Here is a 21592-nt window from a genome sequence, read left to right as displayed (position 1 = left end):
TCACCATGCCTGAGGCCGTCATCGTGTCCGCGACGCGGACCCCGATCGGAACCGCCAGGAAAGGAACGCTGCGCGATACCGACGCTTTCGAACTGGCCCGTCATATCGTGGGAGCCGCCGCCGATGGGCTCGATCCGGACCTGATCGACGATGTGGTGCTGGGCGAAGGCCGCTACGGCGGCGGCGTGCTCGCCCGCCACGGTGCGATCACCGCGGGACTGACCACCGTGCCCGGGCTGGCGCAGAACCGGCACTGCGCGGCGGGGATGTCGGCCGTGCAGACCGCGGCTGCCTCGATCCGCGCCGGTATGGACGAACTCGTCATCGCCGGTGGCGTGAACTCCGATTCGACCGCGCCTCGCGCTCGTTTCAAGACCGGTGAGGACACGTGGGCCGACCCGTGGGTCTCGCCGAGCCACCCGGACCGCCCGGACGCGCCCGCCATGGACATGTCGATCACTGTCGGCTGGAACGCCGCGGTCAAGGCGGGCATCTCCCGCGAGGAGATGGACGCCTGGGCGCTTCGCTCGCATCGCAATGCGATCGCCGCCATCGACGAGGGGCGCTTCAAGGAAGAGATCGTCCCGATCCGGACCCGGCACGGCCTGTTCGACACCGATGAGCATCCCCGGCGCGACACCAGCCTCGAGCGACTGGCCTCGCTGAAGGTGCTGCACCCCGAGATCGAAGGCTTTTCCATCACCGCGGGCAATGCCTCCGGCGCCAACGACGGCGCGGCGGCACTGGCTATCGCCAGTGACCGCCTCGGGTTGCCCGCCCTCGGCGTCATTCGCGGCTGGGCCAGTGTCGGCGTCGATCCGCACGACACCGGCCTGGCCCCGATCGAGGCCATCGCCAAAGCCGTTCGGAGAGCGGGGGTCTCGCTCTCGGATGTCTCGCTGATCGAGATCAACGAGGCGTTCGCGTCGGTCCCGCTGGCGACCGTCGCGGCGCTCGACCTCGACGCCGATCGGGTCAATGTCAGCGGCAGCGGGTGCTCGCTGGGCCATCCCGTCGCGGCCACCGGCGCCCGCATGATCGTCACCCTGGTGCACGAATTGCGCCGTCGCGGCGGCGGTTTGGGTGTCGCGGCGCTGTGCGCGGGCGGTGGCATGGGGTCGGCCACGGTCATCGAGGTCCCCGCGCCGTGAGCGAGCCGGACGGCGACGGAGTCGCTGATCTGCTTGCGCGGGCCAGGGCGGGATCGCCGCGTGCGCTGGGGCGGCTACTCACCGGGGTCGAAGGCCCGGCCAGGGCGTCGGTGCGCGCCGCGCTGCGCGGCGAGTCCGCCTCGGCGCTGGTCATCGGCGTCACGGGACCACCGGGAGCGGGAAAGTCGACCACCATCTCGGCATTGGTGAGCGCATACCGGGAACAGGCTCTGCGCGTGGCCGTGCTGGCCGTTGACCCGTCCTCGCCCTACAGTGGGGGCGCCCTGCTGGGGGACCGCATCAGGATGGATCGGCACATCGACGATCCGGGCGTCTTCATCCGTTCTCTGGCCGCCCGCGGTCACCTCGGTGGACTTTCCGAAGCGGTGCCCGCGGCCCTCGATCTGCTCGCCGCGGTGGGCTACGAGGTGGTGCTGCTCGAGACCGTCGGCGTCGGCCAATCCGAGATCGAGATCGCGGCCGTCGCCGATCCCACGCTGGTCGTCCTGAATCCCGGTGCGGGAGACGCCGTTCAGGCAGCCAAGGCCGGTCTGCTCGAGGTCGCCGACATCCTCGTGGTCAACAAGGCCGACCGCGACGGCGCCCAGCAGACGGTCCGCGACCTGCGCGCGGAAGCGTCCGTCCCGATCCTCACCCTGATCGCCGACCGGGGCGTCGGCATCCCCGAGCTGATCACCGCCATCGATGCCCACCGCCGCGCCGAGACCCGCGATCGGCGCACGGCCCGCGCCCGCGTCCAGATCCTCTCGCTCGCCCAGAGCCGGCTGCGCGGGCACAGCGCCCTCGACCGTCTGGCCGATGCGGTCGGCGCCGGGGCCCTGGATGCCTATTCCGCTGCCGACACGCTGCTGTCGACACCGGCTCACCGTAGTCTCGATACGGCAACCAACCCGCCGCCGAGCAGGTGAGCGTGGTGTCGAAGTGGTCTCGGACTACCATCGGTAGTAGGTCCACCGCGCCGGCACCGTGACCCTGGGCCACGCACTCGGCGGGTCGAGGAGGAGCTCATGACAGTGCAGGCGGAGCGCGGCGATCTCACCACCCGCGCCGACATCGAAGCACTGTTGCGCGCTTTCTACTCCCGGGCGCTGATCGATGAAGAACTGGTCGAGCCGTTCACCGAGCTTCGCGAGAAGGGACTGGAGTCCCACCTGCCGGTGATGTGCGATTTCTGGGAAACGGTGTTGTTCGGCACCAAGACCTACCGTGGCAGCGCGCTCGCCGTCCACACCCGCCTGCACCAGCGGCATCCGCTCACCGTCGCGCACTTCCAGCGCTGGCTGGCCCTGTGGACCGAGGTCGTCGACGAGCGATATGCCGGACCGTTCGCCGCCCGCGCGGTACTCCAGGCGTCGCGCATGGCGCGGGCGATGAGCCGCCAGATCACCAAGGATCGGAGCTGGGCACTGGGCGGTCCGGCCGAACCTCGCGGTAGCTGAGGCGCGAGCCGTTTCGAGACGCTCGGTACCGCCAGATTTCCCCTTGACGACCCCGCAGGTCACGGCAGGCGGACCAGCGCCTCCTGGGCGTAGGACGCGACGAGGTCGCCGGCTTCGGTGAGGATATCGCCGCGCCCGAAACTGCGCCCGTGAGCGAGAATCGGGCTGTGCTGACGCAGCAGCAGCCAGTCGTCGGTGCGGAATTCGCGGTGGAACCACAGCGTGTGCGAGGTGACCGCGGAGAGGAAGGCGGTGCCGTTGCCGCTCTGGGAGAAGCCCTCCTGGGGAAGCAGTGCGGTGCCGATGAGGGTGAGGTCGGTGGCGTAGGACGCGAGGGCCTGTGCGAGTGCCGGGACGACGGTGGGGGTGCGCATCCAGAACTCGAATTCCGGTGCACTGCTGCCTTTCTCGTCGATCTCGCGGGTGGCGCGGATCTCCCACGGCAGCAGGTCCCAGTCGGCCTTGTGCTCGGCCCCGGGCAGGGTGGGCACCGGCTCGGTGGTCTGGCGCTGCGGCCCGTCCTCGGGGGCGTGCAGAGAGATGGACGCGGTGGCGATCACGCCGGAGGCCTGCTCGGCGACGATGGCGGCCGAGGCGAAGGTGCGGCCGGCGTGGTGGCGGCGCACTCGGTAGCGGATCGGCTCGTCGGAGCGACCTTCACGCGGGAAGAGCGCGTGCAGCGACTTCACCTGCTTGTCGGGAAAGCTCGCCGACGCCGCGCGGACGAACTGGCCGAGGATCTGGCCGCCGAACACGCGGTGATAGGTGAGTTGTTGATTGCGTCCCTCGAACACTGTCTCGACGTCGTCGCCGGACTTGTCGGGGGAGGCGATTCGCGTGATGTCGAGGCACTCGACGAGATCACTCCACAGGTCGGACATGATCCGAGTGTAGGTCATATTCTCGCACACGAGAATGCTATTACCGATCCGGTGTGAACCCGTGCGCGCAGAAGTTCCAGACCTCGGTGGCGGTGATGGGATTCTGGGTCTCTTCGTCGGGATTGCCGTTGGACTGAGCGGTGAACATGACCGTCTGCATGACCATCGCGGCCATCCGGCGGGTGTTCACGCCTTTGCGCAACTGCCCGGCCGCGGCGGCCTCGTCCATGAGTTCGGTGAAAAGCGCCAGCATCGGCGCGTGGCCGAGCTTCACCTGTGCGGGATGGGAGACCAGCAATCGGGGGGCGAACTCGGTGAACAGCGGGCGCTGGGCCGCCGGATCCGGTCGGCACAGCTCGAAGAGTAGTTCCACGACGACCTGGAGCTTGTGCAGCGGATCGGTCCTGCCCTCGGTGGCGGCCCGCAACTGTTCGGACGTGCGGGCCAGGGTGTCCTCGAACAGGGCGAGCAGCAGTTCGTGTTTGCCGTCGAACTGCAGATAGAAGCTGCGCAGCGACTGGCGCGACCGGTCCACCACCTCCTGCACGGTGAAGTCGGTGGTGCCCTTCTCCGCGATGATCGCCTGGGCGGCGTCGAGGAACCGTTGCACGCGCTCTTCGGCTCGCAACTTCGCGGTTCGCAGCGAGCGCTCGACGGCGCGCTGCTTCCATGCGGGCTCTTCGCCGGGGCTGCTCACGGGTGCCTCACTCCTGGGTCGGCGGAAGAGAACATGAACGCACTGTACCGGAGGAACGTTCGTTTTCGGTCGTTCTGAGCACTAGGCTTCCCTATTGCGAATGCTTCACTTTCTTCAGGCGAGAATGCTATTCTCGCACGATCGTGTGGCGGACCAGGCGAGGAGGTGAGTCCGGATGCTCTTGGAGTTCGACGCCGATCAGCGCCTGTGGCAGCACACTGTCCGCGAGGTGCTCACCCGGCACTGTCCGGCCGCACTGATCCGAGAAGTCGCGGACAAGGGCGCCTCGACCGAAGCGTTGTGGCGGGTCTACGCCGAGCAGGGATGGGGGGAGCTGACCGATCCCGCCGCGGCGGTGGAGTTGGGGATCGTGCTCGAGGAATTGGGCAGGCATACCGATCCCACGCCCTTTCTCGCGACAGCGACGCAGTTCGCTCCGCTGGCAGCGGGATTCGAGTCGGCCGGCGCCGCGGGGGCGGCGATCTACGAGGGTGTCGGGGTGCATCACGACGGCAACAGCTGGGTGCTCACCGGTACCGCGCGCCACGTGCTCGACGGTGATCGCGCCGACTGGCTGGCGGTGGTGACCGCGTCGGGAGTGTTCGTCGTCCCCGCCGCGTCGGCGATCATCCGGCGCGAGCAGGTGTTCGACCCGCTGCTGCACCTTGCCGAAGTGACCTTCGCGGCGGTGCCGGTGCGCGACGACGCCAAGGTCGACGCCGATCCGGAGAAGGCGCGTCACGTGGCGCTGGCGGGTCTGGCGATGACCACGGTGGGCGCGTGCGCGCGGGTCCTGGAGCTGGTGCTCGGCCACGTGCGGGGACGAACGCAGTTCGGGGTGCCGATCGGAAGCTTCCAGGCCGTCAAACACAAAGCCGTCGATATGCACGTCGCCATCGAAAGAGCGCGCGCGCTGGCGTATTTCGCGGCCATGACCATCGCCGCCGACGACCCGCGCCGCCGCATCGCCGCCTCGATGGCGAAAGCCGCTGCGGGGGAGTGCCAATCGCTGGTGTTCGCGCACGGCATGCAGTTGTTCGGCGCGATGAGCTTCACCTGGGAGAACGACCTGCAGTTCGCGCTCAAGCGGGCCAAGGCCGGCGAACTGCTGCTCGGTGGTGCCGCACACCATCGTGCCCTGATCGCCGAGGAGTACCGTGCGACTGACTTTTGACCCGGCGGTCGAGGAATTCCGCGCCGAGTTCGTGGCCTTCCTCGCCGAGCACGCACCCGACGAGGACGCCGCGCTCGCGCACCGACCGGTCTCCAGTGCGGATGTGCCGGAATGGGCGCGACAGTGGCAGCGCACGCAATTCGACTACGGCTGGCTGCTGCCCGGTAATCCACCGGAGTTCGGCGGGCGCAATGCCACCATCTTGGAGCAGTACGTCCACCTCGAGGAATTGTCGCGGCGGCGGATGTACCACAGCTTCAATCCGCAGGGGCTCGGCATCATCGCGGCCTCGCTGCTGTCGTTCGGCACGGAGGAGCAGAAGCGGGACTGGGCGGTGCGGATCCTGCGCGCCGAGATCACCGCCGCGCTCGGAATGAGCGAGCCCGGCGCCGGTTCCGACCTGGCCGGTCTGCGGACCCGCGCCGTGCTCGACGGCGACCACTTCGTGGTGAACGGCCAGAAGGTCTGGACTTCCGGTGCCCACGACGCCGACGTGCTGCTCACCTTCGTGCGCACCGATCCGGACGCGCCCAAGCACAAGGGCATCAGCGTCCTGCTCATCCCGACCGACACCCCGGGCGTGACCCGCAGGCCGTTCGCCTCCCTGTGCGACCCGGCGGACCTCGACTTCAACGAGGTCTTCTTCGAGGACGCGCGAGTACCCGCGGCCAACCTCGTCGGTCCGCTCGACGGCGGCTGGCAGGTGGCCAACGGTTCGCTCGGACACGAGCGCACGCTGCTGTGGCTGAGCTTCGCCGACCGGTTACAAGATCTGGTCACCGACTTCCGCCCGGTCACCCCGCTCGACCGCGACAACTACGCGCGCCTGGTGATGGACAACCTGTCGTTGCGGCTGCTCGGCTCCGCGGCGCTGGCGGACGCGGCGCGCGGCGAACAGGATGTGGCCGGTCTGTCGGTGCTCAAGTTGCTCGGCTCCGAAGCGGTGCAACGCGGGGCCGAATACGCACTCGACTCCGCGGGCGCGGAAGCGCTGATCCATCCCGCGCTCACCGCCCCGCTGCAGCCGCTGAACTACGACAACTTCGTGCGCGGCTGGTTCGAGCGCTACGCCCGCAGTTTCGCCGGAACCATCGCGGGCGGCACATCGGAGATCCAGCGCAACATCGTCGCCGAACGCGTGCTGGGACTACCACGCGGCTGAGCGCGCCCTCGGCCGGGCGACGAGCCGTATCCGAACCACCGAACAGAACCGAGTCAGCTGAGGAATCCGATGTACATCCGCTACGAGGTGAGCGAACGCATCGCCACCATCACCCTCGACCGCCCCGAGGCCGCCAATGCCCAGAACGGCGAGCTGCTCGACGAACTCGACGCCGCCTGGGTGCGCGCCGCCGCCGCCGACGAGGTCTCGGTGATCGTGCTGCGCGCCGAGGGTAAGCATTTCTCGGCTGGTCACGACCTCAACGACAAGTCCTGGCCGGACCCGAGCAACATCACCCTGGACACCATCTACAATCTCGAGTCCCGCCGGTACCTGGAGTATTCGCTGCGCTGGCGCAATATCCCCAAGCCGTCCATCGCGGCGGTGCAGGGGCGGTGCATCGCCGGCGGGTTGCTGCTGTGCTGGCCGTGCGACCTGATCGTCGCCGCGGACGACGCCAAGTTCTCCGATCCGGTGGTGATGATGGGCATCGGCGGCGTCGAATACCACGGCCACACCTGGGAACTCGGCGCCCGGCTGGCCAAGGAGATCCTGTTCACCGGCCGCCCGGTCACCGCCGCGGAAGCCGAGCGGGTTGGCATGGTCAACAAGGTCGTGCCGAGGGCCGAACTCGACTCCGCGACCAGGGAACTGGCTGCCCAGATCGCGAAGATGCCGCCGTTCGGCCTGCGTCAGGCCAAACGCGCGGTCAATCAGACGCTCGACGTGCAGGGCTTCTACGCCGCCATCCAATCGGTGTTCGACGTCCACCAGACCGGCCACGGCAATGCGCTGAGTGTCAACGGCTACCCGATTCTGCTGAAGCTCGACGAGATGAAAGCCGCCATCGAGTAGCGCCGTTCCCTTCCCCCACCCGACAGCCCTTTCAGAGATGAGGAACCCCATGCGTCATTCCCTGCACCGCACCGCCGCGGCTTGTTTCGGTCTCGCGCTCGCCGCGTCGGTCGTACTGACCGGCTGCTCCGACGACGAGAGCACCGAAGCGACAGAGACCACGACCACCTCGGCCGCCGCCACCACCTCCGCGGCCGCCGACCCGGCCACGATCGAGGCGATCAAGGCCACCTACGCGACTTTCTTCGACTCCACCAAGACCCCCGAGGAGCGGGCCGCGAAGGTGCAACAGAGCGACGCCTTCCTCCCGGTCCTGCAAGCCCAGGCAGCCAATCCGCAGTCGGCGGGCCTCGGTGTCGAGGTCTCGAAGGTCGAACTGGTCGACGAGAGCAACGCCGCGGTCACCTACACGCTGGTCATGGGTGGCAACCCGGTCCTGGCCGATCAGGCGGGGGAAGCGGTGAAAGAAGGCGGCCAGTGGCTGGTCGCCGCCACCACCTTCTGCACCCTGATGGCGCTGCAGGGCGGAACTTCGCCGGCCTGCTGACCGGGCGGGGCGCGACAGCGGGGCCCGATGCGAACACGATTCGCATCGGGCCTCGTCGTTTCCGCCTGCTCGCGATTCTCAGCGTGTGCTGCCGGGAGATGGCCACGGATTTCGATAGCGTACGCAGCGCATATGCACTATTCGAGCCTGATACGGGATTGGAGTGCGAGTGGCGAATCGGCGTGCGGTGAAGGGGAGGTTCGACAGGATCGGCGCGGTGGCCGCGGCGATGACGGTACTGACGTCGATCGTCTGGAGCTTCGGGGCGATCGCCGGTGCCGCGCCGATCACGGCCGCGAAACTCCGGGCTCCGGCCGGCGGGTTCCAAGAGCTCTTCGTGCCGTCCGGCATGGGGCCGATCAAGATTCAGGTGCAGTGGGCCGCGCGCGGCGGTGATTCGGCGCTCTATGTGCTCGATGGTCTGCGGGCGCCGGACGATCACAGTCAGTGGACCAGTGACACCGACGTGCTGCGGCGGTTCGCGGGCGACAATGTCACGCTGGTGTTCCCGGTCGGTGGACACTCCAGCTTCTACACCGACTGGTATCGGCCGAGCAGCACCAACGGCCAGGTCACCACCTACAAGTGGGAAACCTTCCTCACCCAGGAGTTGCCCGCCTTTCTGCAGGGATACGGAGTATCGCGTAGCCGCAACGCCATCGTCGGCGCCTCCATGGGCGGTGGCGCAGCCCTGACACTGGCCGCGCACCACCGCGACCAGTTCACGTTCGCCGGCTCCTTCTCCGGATTCCTCAATCCCACCTTCCCGATGTGGAACGAGGCGATCCGCGCGGCGTTGTGGGACGAGGGCCAGTTCAATGTGGACGATATGTGGGGCCCGGTGGGCGACCCCAGCTGGAGCCGCAACGATCCCACGGTTCAGGCCGAGCTGCTGCGCGGTCTGCCGATGTACGTATCGGCCGGCGCCGGCCTGCCCGGGCCTCCCGATGTGCCGTACGGGGTGGGCAACACGGTGAACGCGATGGGGTTGGAGGCGATCGCGTTGGTTTCCGTGCGCATCTTCGGTGATCGACTTGCGGCGCTGGGCATCCCGGCTCGTGTCGAGATCGTCGGCGGAACCCACACCTGGCCCTACTGGGAGCAGGCGATCGCGACCGCGCGCCCGATGATCCTCGACGCGCTCGGCGCCCACTGACGACCGTCGGAGATTCGCCAGGCGAGGCGATTCACCATGGTTGCGCACTCCTGCTGCGGTTCGATCGCCAAATCTGTTGCGGTGACGGCGCCGAGGATCGGTGGACGAGTTCGGGGGCGAGTTCGATCCGGCGGTGTGGCGCGTCGGGGTGCTCGAGGCGGGCGAGCAGGAGTTCGGCGGCGCAACGGGCCAGTTCGCCGACGTCCTGGCGGACCGTGGTGAGTGCGTACGCGGGCCATGCCGCCATATCGACGTCGTCGTAGCCGCAGACCCACAGATCCTCCGGTACCCGGACGCCGCGCTCGCGGGCGGCGTCCAGGGCGCCGAAGGCGAGGAGGTCGTTGGTGCAGAACACCGCGTCGGGTGGTTCGGGCCGATCGAGCAGGGCGGTCATCGCGGCGTGGCCGGAGGTGTGGGTGTAGCTGCCGTGCACGGTTTGCGGTGCCGGCTGGTGGCGTTCGGCGAGGCGTTGGGCGAATCCGGTGCTGCGCTCGTGGGTGGTGGTGATGTCGGCGCGTCCGCCGATCACGGCGCACCTGCGACGGCCACCGTCGATGAATGCGTCGGCGACGAGTGCGCCGCCTGCCCGGTTGGCGGAACCGACCTGGTCGCAATCCAGGTCGGGGAAGGTGCGGTTGACGAGGACGATCGGGGCGGCGCGGTCGAGTGCGCCGCGGAGTTCGGCGGAGTCGTGGGTGGCGGTGGTGAACAGGACGCCGTCGACGCTGCGTTCGGAGATGGCTTGCAGGGCAGCCTCGTTGAGCGGGCCGTCGGCGATCCAGACGGTGATCCGGTGCTCGGTGAACGCCCTGCCCAGCGCCTCGAGCAGCTGGGGATAGAACGGGTTGGTGAGGTCGGCGACGACGACGCCGATGGTGCCCGCGCGGCCCGTCTTCATCGCGCGCGCCGAGAGGTTGGGGACGTAGCCCACCGCGTGCATGGCGGCGACGACTCTGTCCTTGGTGGCGGGGCTGACGGTGGTGGCGCCCGCAAGGACCCTCGAGACGGTCGCCTGGGAGACTCCCGCGGCCGCGGCGACATCACGGCTGGTGACCATGGTGCTCCTCTGTGCGCTTCGTACGGTGTGACCGGAACAGTCTATGTCGATGTATACGTATTCAGAATCCGTTGCGCAAAGCGGATGAATACGTATACATTCTGCTCGTCGAACCACCGAGATGAGGAAGATCGCATGGCTACCGCCTTCACCACAGACCCGCGCACTCCGTCCCGCGCCCTCAAGAACCGCATCGGCTCGGCCGCAGCCACCGCCGGTTCCGCCGACGTCCGAGGCATCGTCGAAGGGGTCATCGCCGATATCAGGGACAACGGCGACGCCGCGGTCCGCAAGTACTCGGAGAAGTTCGACCGCTGGTCCCCGCCGAGCCTGCGACTGTCCGAGGAGCAACTGCAGGAAGTGATGCGGCGGGTCCCGGCGCAGGTGATCGACGACATTCGGTTCGTGCAGGATCAGGTGCGCGCGATGGCCGAACGCCAGCTCGCCTCGCTCGGGGAATTCGAGTTCGAAACCTTCCCCGGCGTGCGGCTCGGGCAGCGCAACGTGCCGATCTCCGCGGCGGGCGCCTACGTGCCGGGCGGGCGTTACCCGCTGCTGGCCAGCGCCCATATGACGATCGTGACGGCGAAGGTCGCGGGCGTGGAGCGGGTCGTCGCGTGCACGCCGCCGATCGACGGCGAGATCCCCGACGCCACGGTGGCGGCGATGGTGCTGGCCGGCGCCGACGAGATCTACATCATGGGCGGCGTCCAGGCGGTCGCCGCGCTCGCACTCGGCACCGAAACGATCGGCCGGGTGGACATGATCGCCGGCCCGGGCAACGCCTTCGTGGCCGAGGCGAAGCGGCAGCTGTTCGGCGAGGTCGGCATCGATCTGTTCGCGGGCCCGACCGAGGTGCTCATCGTGGCCGACGAGACGGCGGATCCGTTCATCGTGGCGGTCGATCTGCTCTCCCAGGCCGAGCACGGACCCGATTCGCCCGCCGTGCTGATCACAACCTCCGAGGAGGTGGGCGCGGCGGTGCTCGACCACATCGCGGCGATCCTGCCCGATATGCCGACCAATGATTTCGCGGGGAAGTCCTGGCGCGATTTCGGCGAGGTGCGCGTCGTCGATTCGCTCGCCGACGCCTACGCGCTCGCCGACGAGTACGCGGCCGAGCATGTGCAGATCCTCACGGCGAATCCGCGCGAGGCCCTGAACACGATGCGGCACTACGGCGCGCTGTTCCTCGGCGAGGGCACCTGCGTGTCCTACGGCGACAAGACCATCGGCACCAATCATGTGCTGCCGACGCGCGGTGCCGCGCGGTACACCGGCGGACTGTGGGTGGGCAAGTACCTTCGCACGGTGACCTACCAGGAGGTGACCGATCGGCAGAGCAGCGCGCTGCTCGGCGAGATCACCGGCCGTGCGGCCCGGGTCGAGCGGTTCGAGGGTCACGCCCGGTCCGGTGATGTGCGCGTGGCCAAGTACCGCGGCACGCAGTTCGACTGGATTCCGAAGAACTGATTTTCCGTGCGCCGGGGCACGCGGCATCGAAGTGCGAACGCGCGGCCCGGCGCCCTCCCCCATCGATGAAGGAGTACGACATGCCCGACTTCCGTCTGGACGGCCGGACGGCACTGGTCACCGGAGCCAGCCGGGGGCTCGGCCGTGCGGTGGCCGATGGGCTGCGCGCGCTCGGCGCTACGGTCTACGGCACCTCGCGGCACGCCGACGAGGCGGCGGTGATCGCCGAGCGGTACGGCACCGAGCCGGTGGTGCTCGATGTGGCCGATATCGAGGCGACCGCGGAGACGATCCGCGGACTGCAGGCGCGCGGCGCCGCGATCGATCTGCTGGTGAACAACGCGGGGATGAACGCTCCGCAACCGGCACTACAGGTCACATCGGAATCCTGGGACGCGGTGTACGAGGTGAACGTGCGTGGCCTGTTCTTCGCGTCCCAGGCGTTCGCGCAGACCTGTGTCGATGCCGCAAGGCCCGGGGCCATCGTCAATATCGGCTCGCAGGCCGGTCTGGTAGCCATCGAGGAGCGCGCGGCATACGGGTCGAGCAAAGGCGCGGTGGCGCAGTTGACGCGCAATCTCGCACTCGAATGGGCGCAGTACGGTATCCGGGTCAACGGTGTCGCGCCGACATTCGTGCGGACCGAGCTGACCGAATCGACGTTGTCGAGGCCGGGATTCGCCGAGCAACTGCTGGGCCGAATTCCCGCGAATCGCTTCGGAGAGCCGGAAGACGTTGTCGGGCCTGTCTGTTTCCTGCTGTCACCCGCGGCGGCATTGATCACCGGTCATACGCTGGTGGTCGACGGCGGCTACACCATTCATTGAGCAAACCTTCCGGCACCATGTTTCCGGACAGTTGAAAACTCGTCCCATGTTTCCCATGATGTGCGAATCGAGCTTTCACATACTAAGGTTTGTGTGTATGAAACCGACTCGTTCGGAGCAGCGCGGGGGTGCGCGCGTAGCCGGTGCGGAAAGCGGACGACGGCTGCTCAGTGTCCTTCTCGCGTTCAGCGAATCCAGGCCGATGTGGACAGCGGCCGAACTGTCCGCCGAGCTCGACCTCACCCAGTCCGCGGTCTACCGCTATGTGGCCCTGCTGCGTGAGGTCGGGCTCGTCGAACAGATGCCGGGCAACAAGTATCGGCTCTCCGAACAGATCGCCGCCATGGCCGCGGCAGCGGCGGCGGCTCGCGCTCCGTTGGGGGAGGTCGCCATGCCGGTACTGCAGCGCCTGCGCGACACCATCGACGAGACCGTGCTGGTCGCCCGCCGCAGTGGCTGGCACGTCTACTACGTGGCCAGTGCCGAGTCCCGGAAACCGGTTCGCCTGCAATTCGAGCCGGGCCAGGCGATGGTCTTGCACCAGGGGTCCATGCCCCGGGTGTTGCTGGCGGCCATGCCCGTTGCCGAACAGGAGCGGTACCTGGCCTCCCTCGACGAAGAACAACGCCGCGCGCCCTTGCTCAGCCCGGCCGAACGGCAGAAGGTGCGCCGTGAGGGCGTCGCGGAATCGTTCGAGGAGATCGACGAGAGCATCTGGGGAGTGGCCGCCGCGATCACCGTGCGCGGCGAGGTGGTGGGCGCGCTCGGCTGCGCCGCCCCCATCTTCCGCACCGACGTGGACAAGCGCCGGATGATCCGTGAGCTGATCATCGCGGGCGCGGGCGAAGTGGCCGCCCTGCTGTCCTAAGCGTCGAGCACCGAGCTGTCGAACGCCAGATACGCGTCGTTGCCGAGGATCTCGTACATGTCCGTCGCCGGCTGCATCGCCGCCATCTCGCCGTGCTGGTCTCCCACGGTCCGCAGCCCGCGCAGCGTGCGATCCGCGGCCCCCATCGCCGAACGCATCAGCGTCATCGGATAGATGCAGATGTCCACGCCCAGATCCTGTGCCTCGCGCTGGGACAGCGGTGTGCCGCGCCCGAATTCGTTCAGATTCACCAGCAGCGGACCTGGCACCGCGGCCCGGAACTGCCGCAGTTCCCCGGGATCGAGCGCATCCGGGAAGATCACATCCGCCCCCGCGTCCAGATAGGCCAGGGCGCGCTCGATCGCCGCGTCCAAGCCCAGCGGCGCTCGCGCGTCCGTGCGGGCGATCAGGACGAACGAGTCGTCTCGTCGCGCCGCGACCGCAGCCCTGATCCGGCGCACCGCGGCATCGGCGTCTACCACCTCGACTCCGTCGGTGTGGCCGCAGCGCTTCGGATTCACCTGGTCCTCGATATGACAGCCCGCCAGTCCCGCGTCCTCGAGTGTCTGCACCGTGCGCGCCACGTTCAGCGGCTCGCCGAAACCGGTATCGGCGTCCACTACCGCGGGCAGGTCGGTCATCCGCGCGATCTGCTGCGCACGGGTGGCGACCTCCGTCGCGGTGGTCATTCCGAGGTCCGGCAGTCCAAGATCCGCGGCGATCATGTGGCCCGAGATGTAGACCCCGCCGAAACCGCGCCGCTCGATCATCCGGGCTGCCAGCGCGTTGAAAGCGCCTGGGAGAACGGTTATCTCGGGGTCGGCGATCTGATCGCGCAGGGCCTGGCGCTTCTGGGTCGGGGTCAGCGATGAATACAGCACGGTGCTCTCCTGGGAAGAATGAGGCCGCCGGCCGAGCGGAGTCCGCTCGGCCGGCAGCAGGATGGTTTGCCGGAGCTCAGTGGTGGGCCGGGTCGACTCCGGCGACCTCGACCACGAACTTGCGGACGAGTTCGGTCACCTGTTCCTCGAAACCGTGATACCAGTGGTCGGAGTCGACCATGCGGGCGTTGAACTTCGGCATGGTCAGCCGCTCGTAGATGCCGCTCCACAGACCGTCCCTGGATTCGGTGGCGCCCCAACCCATCAACACCGGCGAGGTCTGCGCGTTCACGCGCTCCAGCCAGAACTCACTGTCGGGTTGGGCGGCCCGCTCCAGCAGGGAACGGGCGCTGATGGCCCAGTACCACTGGTCGATGGGGATGAGTTCGTCCGGCCTGCCCGCTTCGACCAGGTCACGGGCGCGGGCGAGGACGGAATCCAGTTCGCCCTCACCCGGATACCACCAGCCGAGCGCGACCTTGTTGTCGGTGAGCGGGGACAGCACGATCCGGCCGACGATGTCCTCACCCTCCGGGGTGTAGACACCGGCGTAGTATCCGCCCGACGAGTGCCCGGACATGATGATCTTGCGGTATCCCTCGGCCCGCAGGAACTCCACCGCCGCCGCGATGTCGACCTCACCGTCGGTGAGCGATTCGTACATGCCGCCCGCGACCGGCACATCGTCGCGGTCGGTGTTGTAGGCGAGTGCGTGGCAGCGCATGTTCAGCGCGAAATGCGCGACGCCGGGCAGTTGATCGGGCAGCCAGCGGGCGTGGATGTCGAGCATGGTCGCGCCCTTGCCGTGGAGGTGCAGCAGGACGGTGTCCGCGCCCGCCGGATCGCTCGCCGGATAGAGCAGTGCGTCGAGGTCCCAGCCGTCACTCGTTCGGAGCGTGACGATTTCGGCCGATCGGCGCCGGATCGTGTTGTCCATGTTCTCCTGTCTTTCTCGGTGCCTTCCGCGCCCGTGGCGGCAGGCGCCACGGGCGCGGAAGGCGCCGTTCGTGGTCGTTCTATGGCCGCCGGTCGGGCACCGAGTCGAAGTAGGACTTGATCCGTTCCGAGTCGACGACCTCGCCGATCTTGGCGCGGATATCGAACAGGTTGGCCTCGTGCGGGCCGGGCAGCCGGTCGCCGACCGCGTCCTCGACCACCACCGGGATGAACCCGCTCTGCATCGCGTCGGTGGCGGTGGCCCGGATGCAGCCGGAAGTGGTGAGGCCGATGATGACCGCGGTGTCGGCGCCCAGTGCGCGCAGCGTCGCCGCCAGGTGGGTGTTGGCGAAGGCCGACGGGTACTGCTTGACGATCTCGACATCGCCCTCGATCGGCTCCAATCCCTCGATGTAGGCGCTGAACGGGCTCTCCGGGGCGAAATTCCGCAGTGCGGGCACCTTCCGGGTGAAGATGCCGCCGGTCCGGCCGGTCGGGTCGTGTTCGACCCGGGTGATGACCACCGGAATGCCGCCCGCCCTGGCCCAGCCCAGGACCAGGCGCATGACGGCTACCGGTTCTTCCACACCGGCGTACAGCGAGCATTCCGGATCGGTGTACGCGCGGGCGGGGTCCACCAGGACCAGGGCGGGGCTCGCGCCCAGCGGCAGTGAACCCTGCAGACCCGCGGCGGTGTAATCGTCGGTCGAGTCGGTCACCGCGATACCTCGGTGAACCCGCCGACCTGGGCGAAGGTCTTCGCGACGAGCACCGGCGCGATCGTGTCCGCGATCAGCGCCTTGTGCGCGGGATGGTCCGCATAGGACTCCCAGGCCTCGACCGAGGAGAAGGTGAGATGGAAAACGACATCCGCGGTGCCGGCCCGCAGACCGAGCCCGGTCGCGGTCGCGACGGATTGCAGCCCGTCCACCACTTCCACGAGTGCCGCCAGACCGTCGGTGATGGCCTGCCTGTCCTGTTCGGTGGCGGACTCCTGCAGGGTCAGAACTCCGATATGAGTGAGCACGCGGGGGCTCCTTTCCGTGGTGGTCGGGTGTGCGATCAGTGCTCGAGCAGCAGCGAGCCGAAGCCCTCGATCTTGTCGTCGATTCCGTTGGTGCGGTAGGCGTGCCACGCGGTGACGGTGTTGATCGACAGCACCGGCTTGTGCAGCTCGGCTTCCAGTTCGCCGGCCAGGCGGGCGCCGGCCAGGTTGGTGCCGCACTGCAGCAGCAGCTCGACATCGGGCCCGTCCACCTCGGCGAAGGCGGCGCGCAGTTCCTCGGGGGTCACATCGCCGATGGCGGTGGCGGTCGGGCACTTCAGGCCGTGCACACCGGCGACCTCGAAGCCCATCTCCTCGAAGAACTGCTGGACCGCGGCGTCGCCCACCGGCTGGTACGGGGTGATCACGCCGATCCGCTTGACGTTGTAGGCCTCGATCGCGTCCTTGCAGGCGAGCGCACCCGTGGTGACGCCCAGACCCTGAGAGAGTTCGTTCATGAGGCCCATGAACTGCTCGGCGCCTTCTTTGCCACCCCAGAAGGTCTCGGCGCTCATGCCCATCACGAGGTAGTCGACCTCGGCGGTGACGACATCGCGGACCGCGCGGCCGATCTCCACCCGCAGTCCTTCGAGGAACCGCACGAAGCCCTCGTCGTCGGTGAAGTTGGGGTCCGGGATGAAGATCCGGCCGGTGTGCCAGGAGACGCCTTCGGGGCGCATCCAGTTGAACTCGGCCTCGACGACGGTGTTGGTCGACGGGACGATCAAGCCGAATTCGGCGCGGGGCGCGGTGATTCCGGTCATGGTTGTGATGACTCCTTGTCGTTCTTCGTTGGTTCGCTGCTCGCAGCGGCGAGCAGTGTCAGACCGATTGGGTCGCGAGGGTCTCGCGGTCGAGGACCAGTCCGACGCCGGCGAGGCAGAGGGTGGTCCGGTCGGGCAGGCTCTGGCCGGTCACCGCGAGCGGGACCGCCTTCTCGCCGAGGTGGATCTTGCCGACCAGCCCGGCATCGGCGGTCTGGGTGAGCGCCACGACGTCGGCGCCCGCGGCAACCAGTGCCGACACCTCGTCGGTGAGGGCCTGGATGTCGCCGCTCGAGGCGTCGACCGTCGCCATGACCAGGGCGTCGCGTCGTGCGGCGACCGCGGCCGCGACATCCTCGGTGCCGGTGACCTCCACCGCCGCCACCCCGGCTCGTTCACAGCGGGCGACCAGTTCGGCGACTTCACCGTGCTCGGGGAGCGCGGCCACCACCGGCACGGGGGAGGAGGCGACGGCTGCGACCAGTTCGTCTGTGCCCGCGGCCACCGGCGGCAGGACCGCCGCGGTCAGCAGACCCTCGGGCGTACCCGGAAGGGTCCACTCGCGCAGGGCATCGGACATGAGCTGTCCAGCCGGTCGCGGCGCCGGCCCGGCCAGCGGGGTCAGGCCCCGCCGCATCCGGCGGCACGACGTCTCGAACGAGGCCAGCATCGAGGCCACCCGCAGGTAGGCGCGGGAGCGCGCCGGGTCGGCGGCGATACCCACCATTTCCTGGAACCGCTCGGTGCGCCTGCCGGTATCGGTCTGGCGCATCTCCTCGTAGTTCTTCTGGGTGTTCTTCTGCACGTCCAGCTGCGCGGCATCCTTGCGGACCCGGGCGTAGGTGGCTACCGCGCGTTCCGGGTCGCCGCCGGCGAGTGCGTAGGTGACGGCCTCGACTGCGGCGTGGGCGTCGTGGATGCCGCTGTTCATGCCCATCCCGCCGAGCGGGTTGTTGATGTGGGCGGCATCGCCGAGCAGCAGCACCCGGCCGAGACCGAATGTCGCCGCCAGCCGCTGGTGCACCGAGTAGATGGTGGAATGGACCACCGGGTACGGCTCGGGCTGCGGGACCACGCCCTGCAGCCTGCGCTGGATGTGCTCGGGATCGAGTGCTTCGGCGTCGGATTGGTCGCCGACGATGGGGAACAGCACGCGCCAGTGCGAAGGGGTGCGCAGTAGCACGCCCCAGTCGTCGGGATCGTAGACATACGAGACCGGCGCCAGTCCCGGCATGTCGGCGGCGAAATCGTGGGTGGTCGAGGCCACCAGGAACCGCTCGGGGTAGGTCACGCCTTCGAAAGCGATGCCGAGCGTGCGCCGCACCGCCGAATTGGAGCCGTCGGCGGCCAGCACCCAGTCCGCGGTGATGGACGGCTCGAAGGTATCGCCGGGCAGAAACAGCCGGGCACACCCGGTGCCGATCTCCGCCCGCTGCACGGGCGCGTCGAAACGGAGGGTGACATTGGGGAGCTGCTCGAGATGGCGCCGGATGATCCGGGTCAGCTTGCTCTGCTCGCACTGCACCCGGAAGGGGAACGGCGTGTCCTCCGCCAGCACCGACATGTCCAGGTGGGCGACGAGTTCCCTGGAGTGGCCACGATATTGGAAGCCCGGCGCCTGCAGACCGAGCTCGAGCAGTTCGTCGACGACGCCGAGTTCGGCGAGGACCTGCAGGCTGGGCGGATGGAAGGTGGAGGCACGTGATTCGGTGGCCAGGTCGGAACCCGCCTCGAGCACGGTGACTTCGACGCCTCGGCGGGCCAGGCTCAGGGCCGCCGTCATACCGACGGGGCCCATCCCGACCACGACAACGGTGGCTGTAGGGGCGTTCACGGGAATTGCCTTTCGGAAAGAAGCGAATTACCGGTCAGCGGACCGGACGCGCCGGGCGGATGATCGGATCGGGGAAGCCGCTCACCGGCTGGCCCGCCACACTGAGCTGCCCCGCGTCGACGGGCAGCACCTGTCCGGTGACCATGGACGCGTCGGGGGAGAGCAGGAAGGCGACCGCGTCGGCGACGTCCTCGGGATCGGCCATGATGCGCAACGGAACTCGCGCGGTGAGCGTGTCCTCGCCCTGCGTCTCGCGCATGAACTCGGTCAGCGGTGTCCGGACCAGCCCCGGCGCGACGGCGTTGACCCGGATGCCGTACTGCCCGAGCTCGCCGGCCAGTGCCTTGGTCATCGCCGAGATCGCGCCCTTGGAGGCGTGGTAGTGCGCGCCGAGTCCGGCCGTGTGCCCGGAGGCCACTGTGGACGAGATGGTGACGATCGCGCCGCCGCGGCCCTGTTCGGCCAGCACCCGGGCCACCGACCGGCAGGCCAGTGCCGTGCCGAGCACGTTGATCGACAGCGTGTTCACCCAGTTGTCGACCGAGCTGTCCAGGAAGGATTCCTTGACCGAGATGCCCGCGCAGGCAACCAGACCGGTGAGGTCGGCGATCGCGAGGCCGGTCATCGCCGCCTCGAGTGCTGTGGCGTCCGCGGCATCGGCGACGGCCCACGAGCCACGGACGGCCTCGGGCAGGGCATCCCACCAGTCGGTGGGTTCGGCGCGATCCAGGATCGACACCTTGGTGCCGCGCGCGGCCAGTTCCCGCGCGACCCCCGCGCCGATGCCGGATGCCCCGCCGGTGACGATGACGTGTCCCATCAGCCGACCTCCTCGTATGCCTGGTCGGCCGCGATGTCGGGCCGAGGATGGTCGATCGCGCGGGTATCGGCGATCGGTGCGGGGAATCCCCCGCCGGGCGCGCCACTGATCGCGGTCTGCCCGCCTTCGACCGGCAGCACATGGCCGGTGGTCAGACTGGCGCGCGGCGAGAGCAGCCACACGATGGCGGCCGCGACCTCGTCGGCTTCGGCCAGTCGCCCGCCCGGGGTGCGTGCGGCCAGCGGCTGCTCGCCGATGCTGCCGCGCTGCCCGACGGTCATCGGGGTGCGCACCACGCCGGGTGCGACGCAGTTGACCCTGATTCCGTACGGGGCCAGATCGCCCGCCGCCGATTTGGTGATGCCGACGACCGCCGACTTCGAGGCGTGGTAGCCGATTCCGAGGCCGGACACGTAGCCGATGCCCGCGGTCGAGGCCAGCGTGACGATGCTGCCCGGCCTGCCTGCGGCGACCAGTTGGAGGGCCACCGCGCGGAGCGTGGTGAAGGTGCCGCGCAGATTGATGTCGAGGGTGCGGTCGAACTCCTCGGCGGTTGTCTCCAGCAGCGAGGCCCTGGTGGCGATGCCCGCGCACGCCACCAGGCCGTCGAGTGGTTCACCCAGGTCTGCGACGGCCGCCTCTACCGCCTCGGCGTCGGTGACGTCGACGCTGTGCCACGCCCCGCGCAACCGGGCGGGGATCTGCGACCATGCTTGCGAATCGGTGGACTCGGCGCGGTCGAGGACCGACACCCGGTGTCCGGCCGCGGCCAGGCGGGCAGACACCGCGGCGCCGATGCCGGACGCGCCACCGGTGATCAGATAGTGGCTCATCACGGCACCAGCGACAGCTGCTGGTCGACGACGTAGGCACCGTTGTCGTAGTGGCCGATGGTCACGCCGAACGACAGCGCACCGGTCTCACTGCCCTTGTGCACACCGCACACGCCTTGGCTCTCGGGCAGCGCGCTCAACGCCGCGGCGACGTCCGAGGGATCGGTGGAACCCGCGGCGGTGATGGCGTCGGCGACCAGGTGAACACCGTCGTAGGCGATGGCGGCGTACTCGGTGGGATCGGTCGAGTACTTCTCCTTGTAGGACGCCGACCAGGTGGCCAGGGCGTCACCGTCTTTCGCCGCCGACGGAATGCACTGATTGCGGTTGTAGATGGTGGCGAAGCCGTCGTAGTTGAGCTGCTTGTAGGTGCCCGGCTGCAGGCCCGCGATGAACGTCGGCAGCTTCACCCCCGCCGTGGCCAGGGCATTGGCGACCACGATGTAGTCGGCCTGCTGCCCGTAGGTGAAGAGCATGTCCGCGCCCGCGCCGCGGATCGCGTTGGCCTGGGTGGACAGATCGACGTCACCGGTCTGGAAGATCTGCTCGGTGACGATCTCGAACCCGAGATCCTTCGCGGCAGCGGTGAGCATCTGCGACGCGCCGGAGCCGAGCTCACCGGATTCGCGCAGTAGCGCGACTTTGCGGACGCCCAGTGACTTCGCCGCGAACTCGGCGGCCGCCCGGGTGGTGATCTCGTCGGAAGAGGTCATGTTGAAGACCCATTCGCTGCTCTTGGCCAGTTTGGGATTGGTGCCGGACATGATCACCGGGATGCCGCTGCGGTCCACCTGCGTGGTGACCGCGAAACCCTGTGTGGAGACCGGGAACCCGATGACCGCGGTGGGCTTGTCGCTGACCGCCCGGTTGAAGGCGTTGAGCGCGTCGGTGTCGTCGGCGCCGAGGTCGACGCTGTTGATCTTGATCTGGTTGCCGTCGATGCCGCCGGCCGCGTTGATCTCCTCCACCGCCATTTCGATGCCGTGCTTCATCGGTTCGCCCAGGACGGCGGAACCGCCGGTGGTGGGCAGGGCGATGCTGAGGGTGACACCCTCGGAATCACCGCCGCCGGAGCAGCCGGCCAGGGCCAGTGCCGCGGCGCCGATGACGGCGGCGGCACGCACATGCTTGACAGACATCGAGATACCTCGTCTTTCTCTGATGGGAGAGG

23 protein-coding genes are annotated in these 21592 nt (G+C 68.6%); 11 read left to right on the top strand and 12 right to left on the bottom strand.

From position 1 onward, the window contains the following. Positions 1-5: 5 nt before the first annotated feature. From ON26_RS29945 to ON26_RS29935, 3 genes are all read left to right on the top strand, one after another. A complete protein-coding gene (locus ON26_RS29945) occupies positions 6-1151 on the top strand; it encodes a thiolase family protein (protein WP_040801451.1) in 1146 nt (381 codons plus the stop codon). Further along, on the top strand, positions 1148-2080 hold the full coding sequence (meaB, locus tag ON26_RS29940) for a methylmalonyl Co-A mutase-associated GTPase MeaB (RefSeq protein ID WP_040801448.1): 933 nt from the start codon (positions 1148-1150) through the stop codon (positions 2078-2080). Before ON26_RS29945 ends, meaB begins: the two co-directional genes overlap by 4 nt. A 99-nt stretch (positions 2081-2179) precedes the next feature. After that, complete coding sequence (locus ON26_RS29935; protein ID WP_051027917.1) at positions 2180-2611, top strand: group III truncated hemoglobin; 432 nt, start codon at positions 2180-2182, stop codon at positions 2609-2611. 59 nt (positions 2612-2670) lie between these two features. On the opposite strand, the gene ON26_RS29930 is transcribed toward ON26_RS29935, so the two are convergent. Both ON26_RS29930 and ON26_RS29925 read right to left on the bottom strand, forming a co-directional pair. Next, on the bottom strand, positions 2671-3492 hold the full coding sequence (locus ON26_RS29930) for an acyl-CoA thioesterase (protein ID WP_040801516.1): 822 nt from the start codon (positions 3490-3492) through the stop codon (positions 2671-2673). Positions 3493-3532: 40 nt separating this feature from the next. Further along, positions 3533-4189, bottom strand: a complete 657-nt coding sequence (locus ON26_RS29925; protein ID WP_040801446.1) for a TetR/AcrR family transcriptional regulator — start codon at positions 4187-4189, stop codon at positions 3533-3535. 175 nt (positions 4190-4364) lie between these two features. On the opposite strand from ON26_RS29925, the gene ON26_RS29920 reads away from it, so the two are divergent. From ON26_RS29920 to ON26_RS29900, 5 genes are all read left to right on the top strand, one after another. Next, on the top strand, positions 4365-5363 hold the full coding sequence (locus ON26_RS29920; RefSeq protein WP_040801444.1) for an acyl-CoA dehydrogenase family protein: 999 nt from the start codon (positions 4365-4367) through the stop codon (positions 5361-5363). After that, positions 5347-6525 carry an acyl-CoA dehydrogenase family protein gene (locus tag ON26_RS29915; protein ID WP_040801442.1) on the top strand — a complete coding sequence of 393 codons (1179 nt, stop codon included), beginning with the start codon at positions 5347-5349 and terminating at the stop codon, positions 6523-6525. The genes ON26_RS29920 and ON26_RS29915 overlap by 17 nt, the downstream gene beginning before the upstream one ends. A gap of 69 nt (positions 6526-6594) precedes the next feature. Continuing rightward, positions 6595-7380: an enoyl-CoA hydratase gene (locus ON26_RS29910; RefSeq protein ID WP_040801440.1), complete on the top strand. Its 786-nt coding sequence runs from the start codon at positions 6595-6597 to the stop codon at positions 7378-7380. Between the two features lie 49 nt (positions 7381-7429). Next, a complete protein-coding gene (locus ON26_RS29905; RefSeq protein ID WP_040801438.1) occupies positions 7430-7927 on the top strand; it encodes an MTB12 C-terminal domain-containing protein in 498 nt (165 codons plus the stop codon). Between the two features lie 229 nt (positions 7928-8156). Further along, positions 8157-9083 (top strand): alpha/beta hydrolase, encoded by a 927-nt coding sequence (locus ON26_RS29900; RefSeq protein ID WP_051027920.1) that lies wholly within the window; start codon positions 8157-8159, stop codon positions 9081-9083. Between the two features lie 31 nt (positions 9084-9114). Here ON26_RS29900 and ON26_RS29895 read toward each other — a convergent pair whose 3' ends face one another. After that, entirely contained in the window at positions 9115-10140 is a 1026-nt protein-coding gene (locus tag ON26_RS29895; RefSeq protein WP_051027913.1) for a LacI family DNA-binding transcriptional regulator, read from the bottom strand. 135 nt (positions 10141-10275) lie between these two features. Here ON26_RS29895 and hisD point away from each other — a divergent pair, with 135 nt between their 5' ends. The 3 genes from hisD to ON26_RS29880 all read left to right on the top strand — a co-directional run bounded on the left by hisD (position 10276) and on the right by ON26_RS29880 (position 13308). Further along, positions 10276-11613: a histidinol dehydrogenase gene (gene hisD / locus ON26_RS29890; protein ID WP_083884481.1), complete on the top strand. Its 1338-nt coding sequence runs from the start codon at positions 10276-10278 to the stop codon at positions 11611-11613. A gap of 80 nt (positions 11614-11693) precedes the next feature. Further along, on the top strand, positions 11694-12440 hold the full coding sequence (locus tag ON26_RS29885) for an SDR family NAD(P)-dependent oxidoreductase (protein ID WP_040801508.1): 747 nt from the start codon (positions 11694-11696) through the stop codon (positions 12438-12440). 97 nt (positions 12441-12537) lie between these two features. Continuing rightward, positions 12538-13308 (top strand): IclR family transcriptional regulator, encoded by a 771-nt coding sequence (locus tag ON26_RS29880; protein ID WP_169333797.1) that lies wholly within the window; start codon positions 12538-12540, stop codon positions 13306-13308. On the opposite strand, the gene ON26_RS29875 is transcribed toward ON26_RS29880, so the two are convergent. The 9 genes from ON26_RS29875 to ON26_RS29835 all read right to left on the bottom strand — a co-directional run bounded on the left by ON26_RS29875 (position 13305) and on the right by ON26_RS29835 (position 21560). Next, the gene (locus tag ON26_RS29875) at positions 13305-14189 is read right to left on the bottom strand and encodes an isocitrate lyase/PEP mutase family protein (RefSeq protein WP_040801434.1); all 885 of its coding nucleotides are present in this window, start codon (positions 14187-14189) and stop codon (positions 13305-13307) included. The genes ON26_RS29880 and ON26_RS29875 overlap by 4 nt on opposite strands. Before the next feature lie 76 nt (positions 14190-14265). Then, positions 14266-15126, bottom strand: coding sequence for an alpha/beta fold hydrolase (locus ON26_RS29870; RefSeq protein WP_040801433.1), 861 nt, complete (start codon positions 15124-15126; stop codon positions 14266-14268). 79 nt (positions 15127-15205) lie between these two features. After that, positions 15206-15844: an isochorismatase family protein gene (locus ON26_RS29865; protein ID WP_040801430.1), complete on the bottom strand. Its 639-nt coding sequence runs from the start codon at positions 15842-15844 to the stop codon at positions 15206-15208. After that, positions 15841-16152 carry a Dabb family protein gene (locus tag ON26_RS29860; RefSeq protein ID WP_040801428.1) on the bottom strand — a complete coding sequence of 104 codons (312 nt, stop codon included), beginning with the start codon at positions 16150-16152 and terminating at the stop codon, positions 15841-15843. Before ON26_RS29860 ends, ON26_RS29865 begins: the two co-directional genes overlap by 4 nt. A 35-nt stretch (positions 16153-16187) precedes the next feature. After that, positions 16188-16934 carry a maleate cis-trans isomerase family protein gene (locus ON26_RS29855; protein ID WP_040801426.1) on the bottom strand — a complete coding sequence of 249 codons (747 nt, stop codon included), beginning with the start codon at positions 16932-16934 and terminating at the stop codon, positions 16188-16190. Between the two features lie 58 nt (positions 16935-16992). Next, complete coding sequence (locus tag ON26_RS29850) at positions 16993-18768, bottom strand: FAD-dependent oxidoreductase (protein WP_245546120.1); 1776 nt, start codon at positions 18766-18768, stop codon at positions 16993-16995. Between the two features lie 34 nt (positions 18769-18802). After that, entirely contained in the window at positions 18803-19588 is a 786-nt protein-coding gene (locus tag ON26_RS29845) for an SDR family NAD(P)-dependent oxidoreductase (RefSeq protein ID WP_051027911.1), read from the bottom strand. Next, complete coding sequence (locus ON26_RS29840) at positions 19588-20421, bottom strand: SDR family NAD(P)-dependent oxidoreductase (protein ID WP_051027909.1); 834 nt, start codon at positions 20419-20421, stop codon at positions 19588-19590. Before ON26_RS29840 ends, ON26_RS29845 begins: the two co-directional genes overlap by 1 nt. After that, the gene (locus ON26_RS29835) at positions 20421-21560 is read right to left on the bottom strand and encodes an ABC transporter substrate-binding protein (protein ID WP_083884477.1); all 1140 of its coding nucleotides are present in this window, start codon (positions 21558-21560) and stop codon (positions 20421-20423) included. Before ON26_RS29835 ends, ON26_RS29840 begins: the two co-directional genes overlap by 1 nt. Between the last annotated feature and the right edge of the window lie 32 nt (positions 21561-21592).

Origin of the sequence: Nocardia higoensis NBRC 100133, assembly GCF_000308595.1 — a bacterium.
Classification (GTDB): Bacteria; Actinomycetota; Actinomycetes; order Mycobacteriales; family Mycobacteriaceae; genus Nocardia; species Nocardia higoensis.
Note: the sequence above shows the minus strand (reverse complement) of the source record. Positions and strands in the feature narration are given on the sequence as shown.

Coding starts and splice junctions, on each gene's coding strand:
- ON26_RS29945 (WP_040801451.1), top strand. CDS start 6: ATGCCTGAGGCCGTCATCGTGTCCGCGACGCGGACCCCGATCGGAACC.
- ON26_RS29935 (WP_051027917.1), top strand. CDS start 2,180: ATGACAGTGCAGGCGGAGCGCGGCGATCTCACCACCCGCGCCGACATC.
- ON26_RS29930 (WP_040801516.1), bottom strand. CDS start 3,492: ATGTCCGACCTGTGGAGTGATCTCGTCGAGTGCCTCGACATCACGCGA.
- ON26_RS29920 (WP_040801444.1), top strand. CDS start 4,365: ATGCTCTTGGAGTTCGACGCCGATCAGCGCCTGTGGCAGCACACTGTC.
- ON26_RS29910 (WP_040801440.1), top strand. CDS start 6,595: ATGTACATCCGCTACGAGGTGAGCGAACGCATCGCCACCATCACCCTC.
- ON26_RS29905 (WP_040801438.1), top strand. CDS start 7,430: ATGCGTCATTCCCTGCACCGCACCGCCGCGGCTTGTTTCGGTCTCGCG.
- ON26_RS29900 (WP_051027920.1), top strand. CDS start 8,157: ATGACGGTACTGACGTCGATCGTCTGGAGCTTCGGGGCGATCGCCGGT.
- ON26_RS29895 (WP_051027913.1), bottom strand. CDS start 10,140: ATGGTCACCAGCCGTGATGTCGCCGCGGCCGCGGGAGTCTCCCAGGCG.
- hisD (WP_083884481.1), top strand. CDS start 10,276: ATGGCTACCGCCTTCACCACAGACCCGCGCACTCCGTCCCGCGCCCTC.
- ON26_RS29885 (WP_040801508.1), top strand. CDS start 11,694: ATGCCCGACTTCCGTCTGGACGGCCGGACGGCACTGGTCACCGGAGCC.
- ON26_RS29880 (WP_169333797.1), top strand. CDS start 12,538: ATGAAACCGACTCGTTCGGAGCAGCGCGGGGGTGCGCGCGTAGCCGGT.
- ON26_RS29870 (WP_040801433.1), bottom strand. CDS start 15,126: ATGGACAACACGATCCGGCGCCGATCGGCCGAAATCGTCACGCTCCGA.
- ON26_RS29855 (WP_040801426.1), bottom strand. CDS start 16,934: ATGACCGGAATCACCGCGCCCCGCGCCGAATTCGGCTTGATCGTCCCG.
- ON26_RS29845 (WP_051027911.1), bottom strand. CDS start 19,588: ATGGGACACGTCATCGTCACCGGCGGGGCATCCGGCATCGGCGCGGGG.
- ON26_RS29840 (WP_051027909.1), bottom strand. CDS start 20,421: ATGAGCCACTATCTGATCACCGGTGGCGCGTCCGGCATCGGCGCCGCG.
- ON26_RS29835 (WP_083884477.1), bottom strand. CDS start 21,560: ATGTCTGTCAAGCATGTGCGTGCCGCCGCCGTCATCGGCGCCGCGGCA.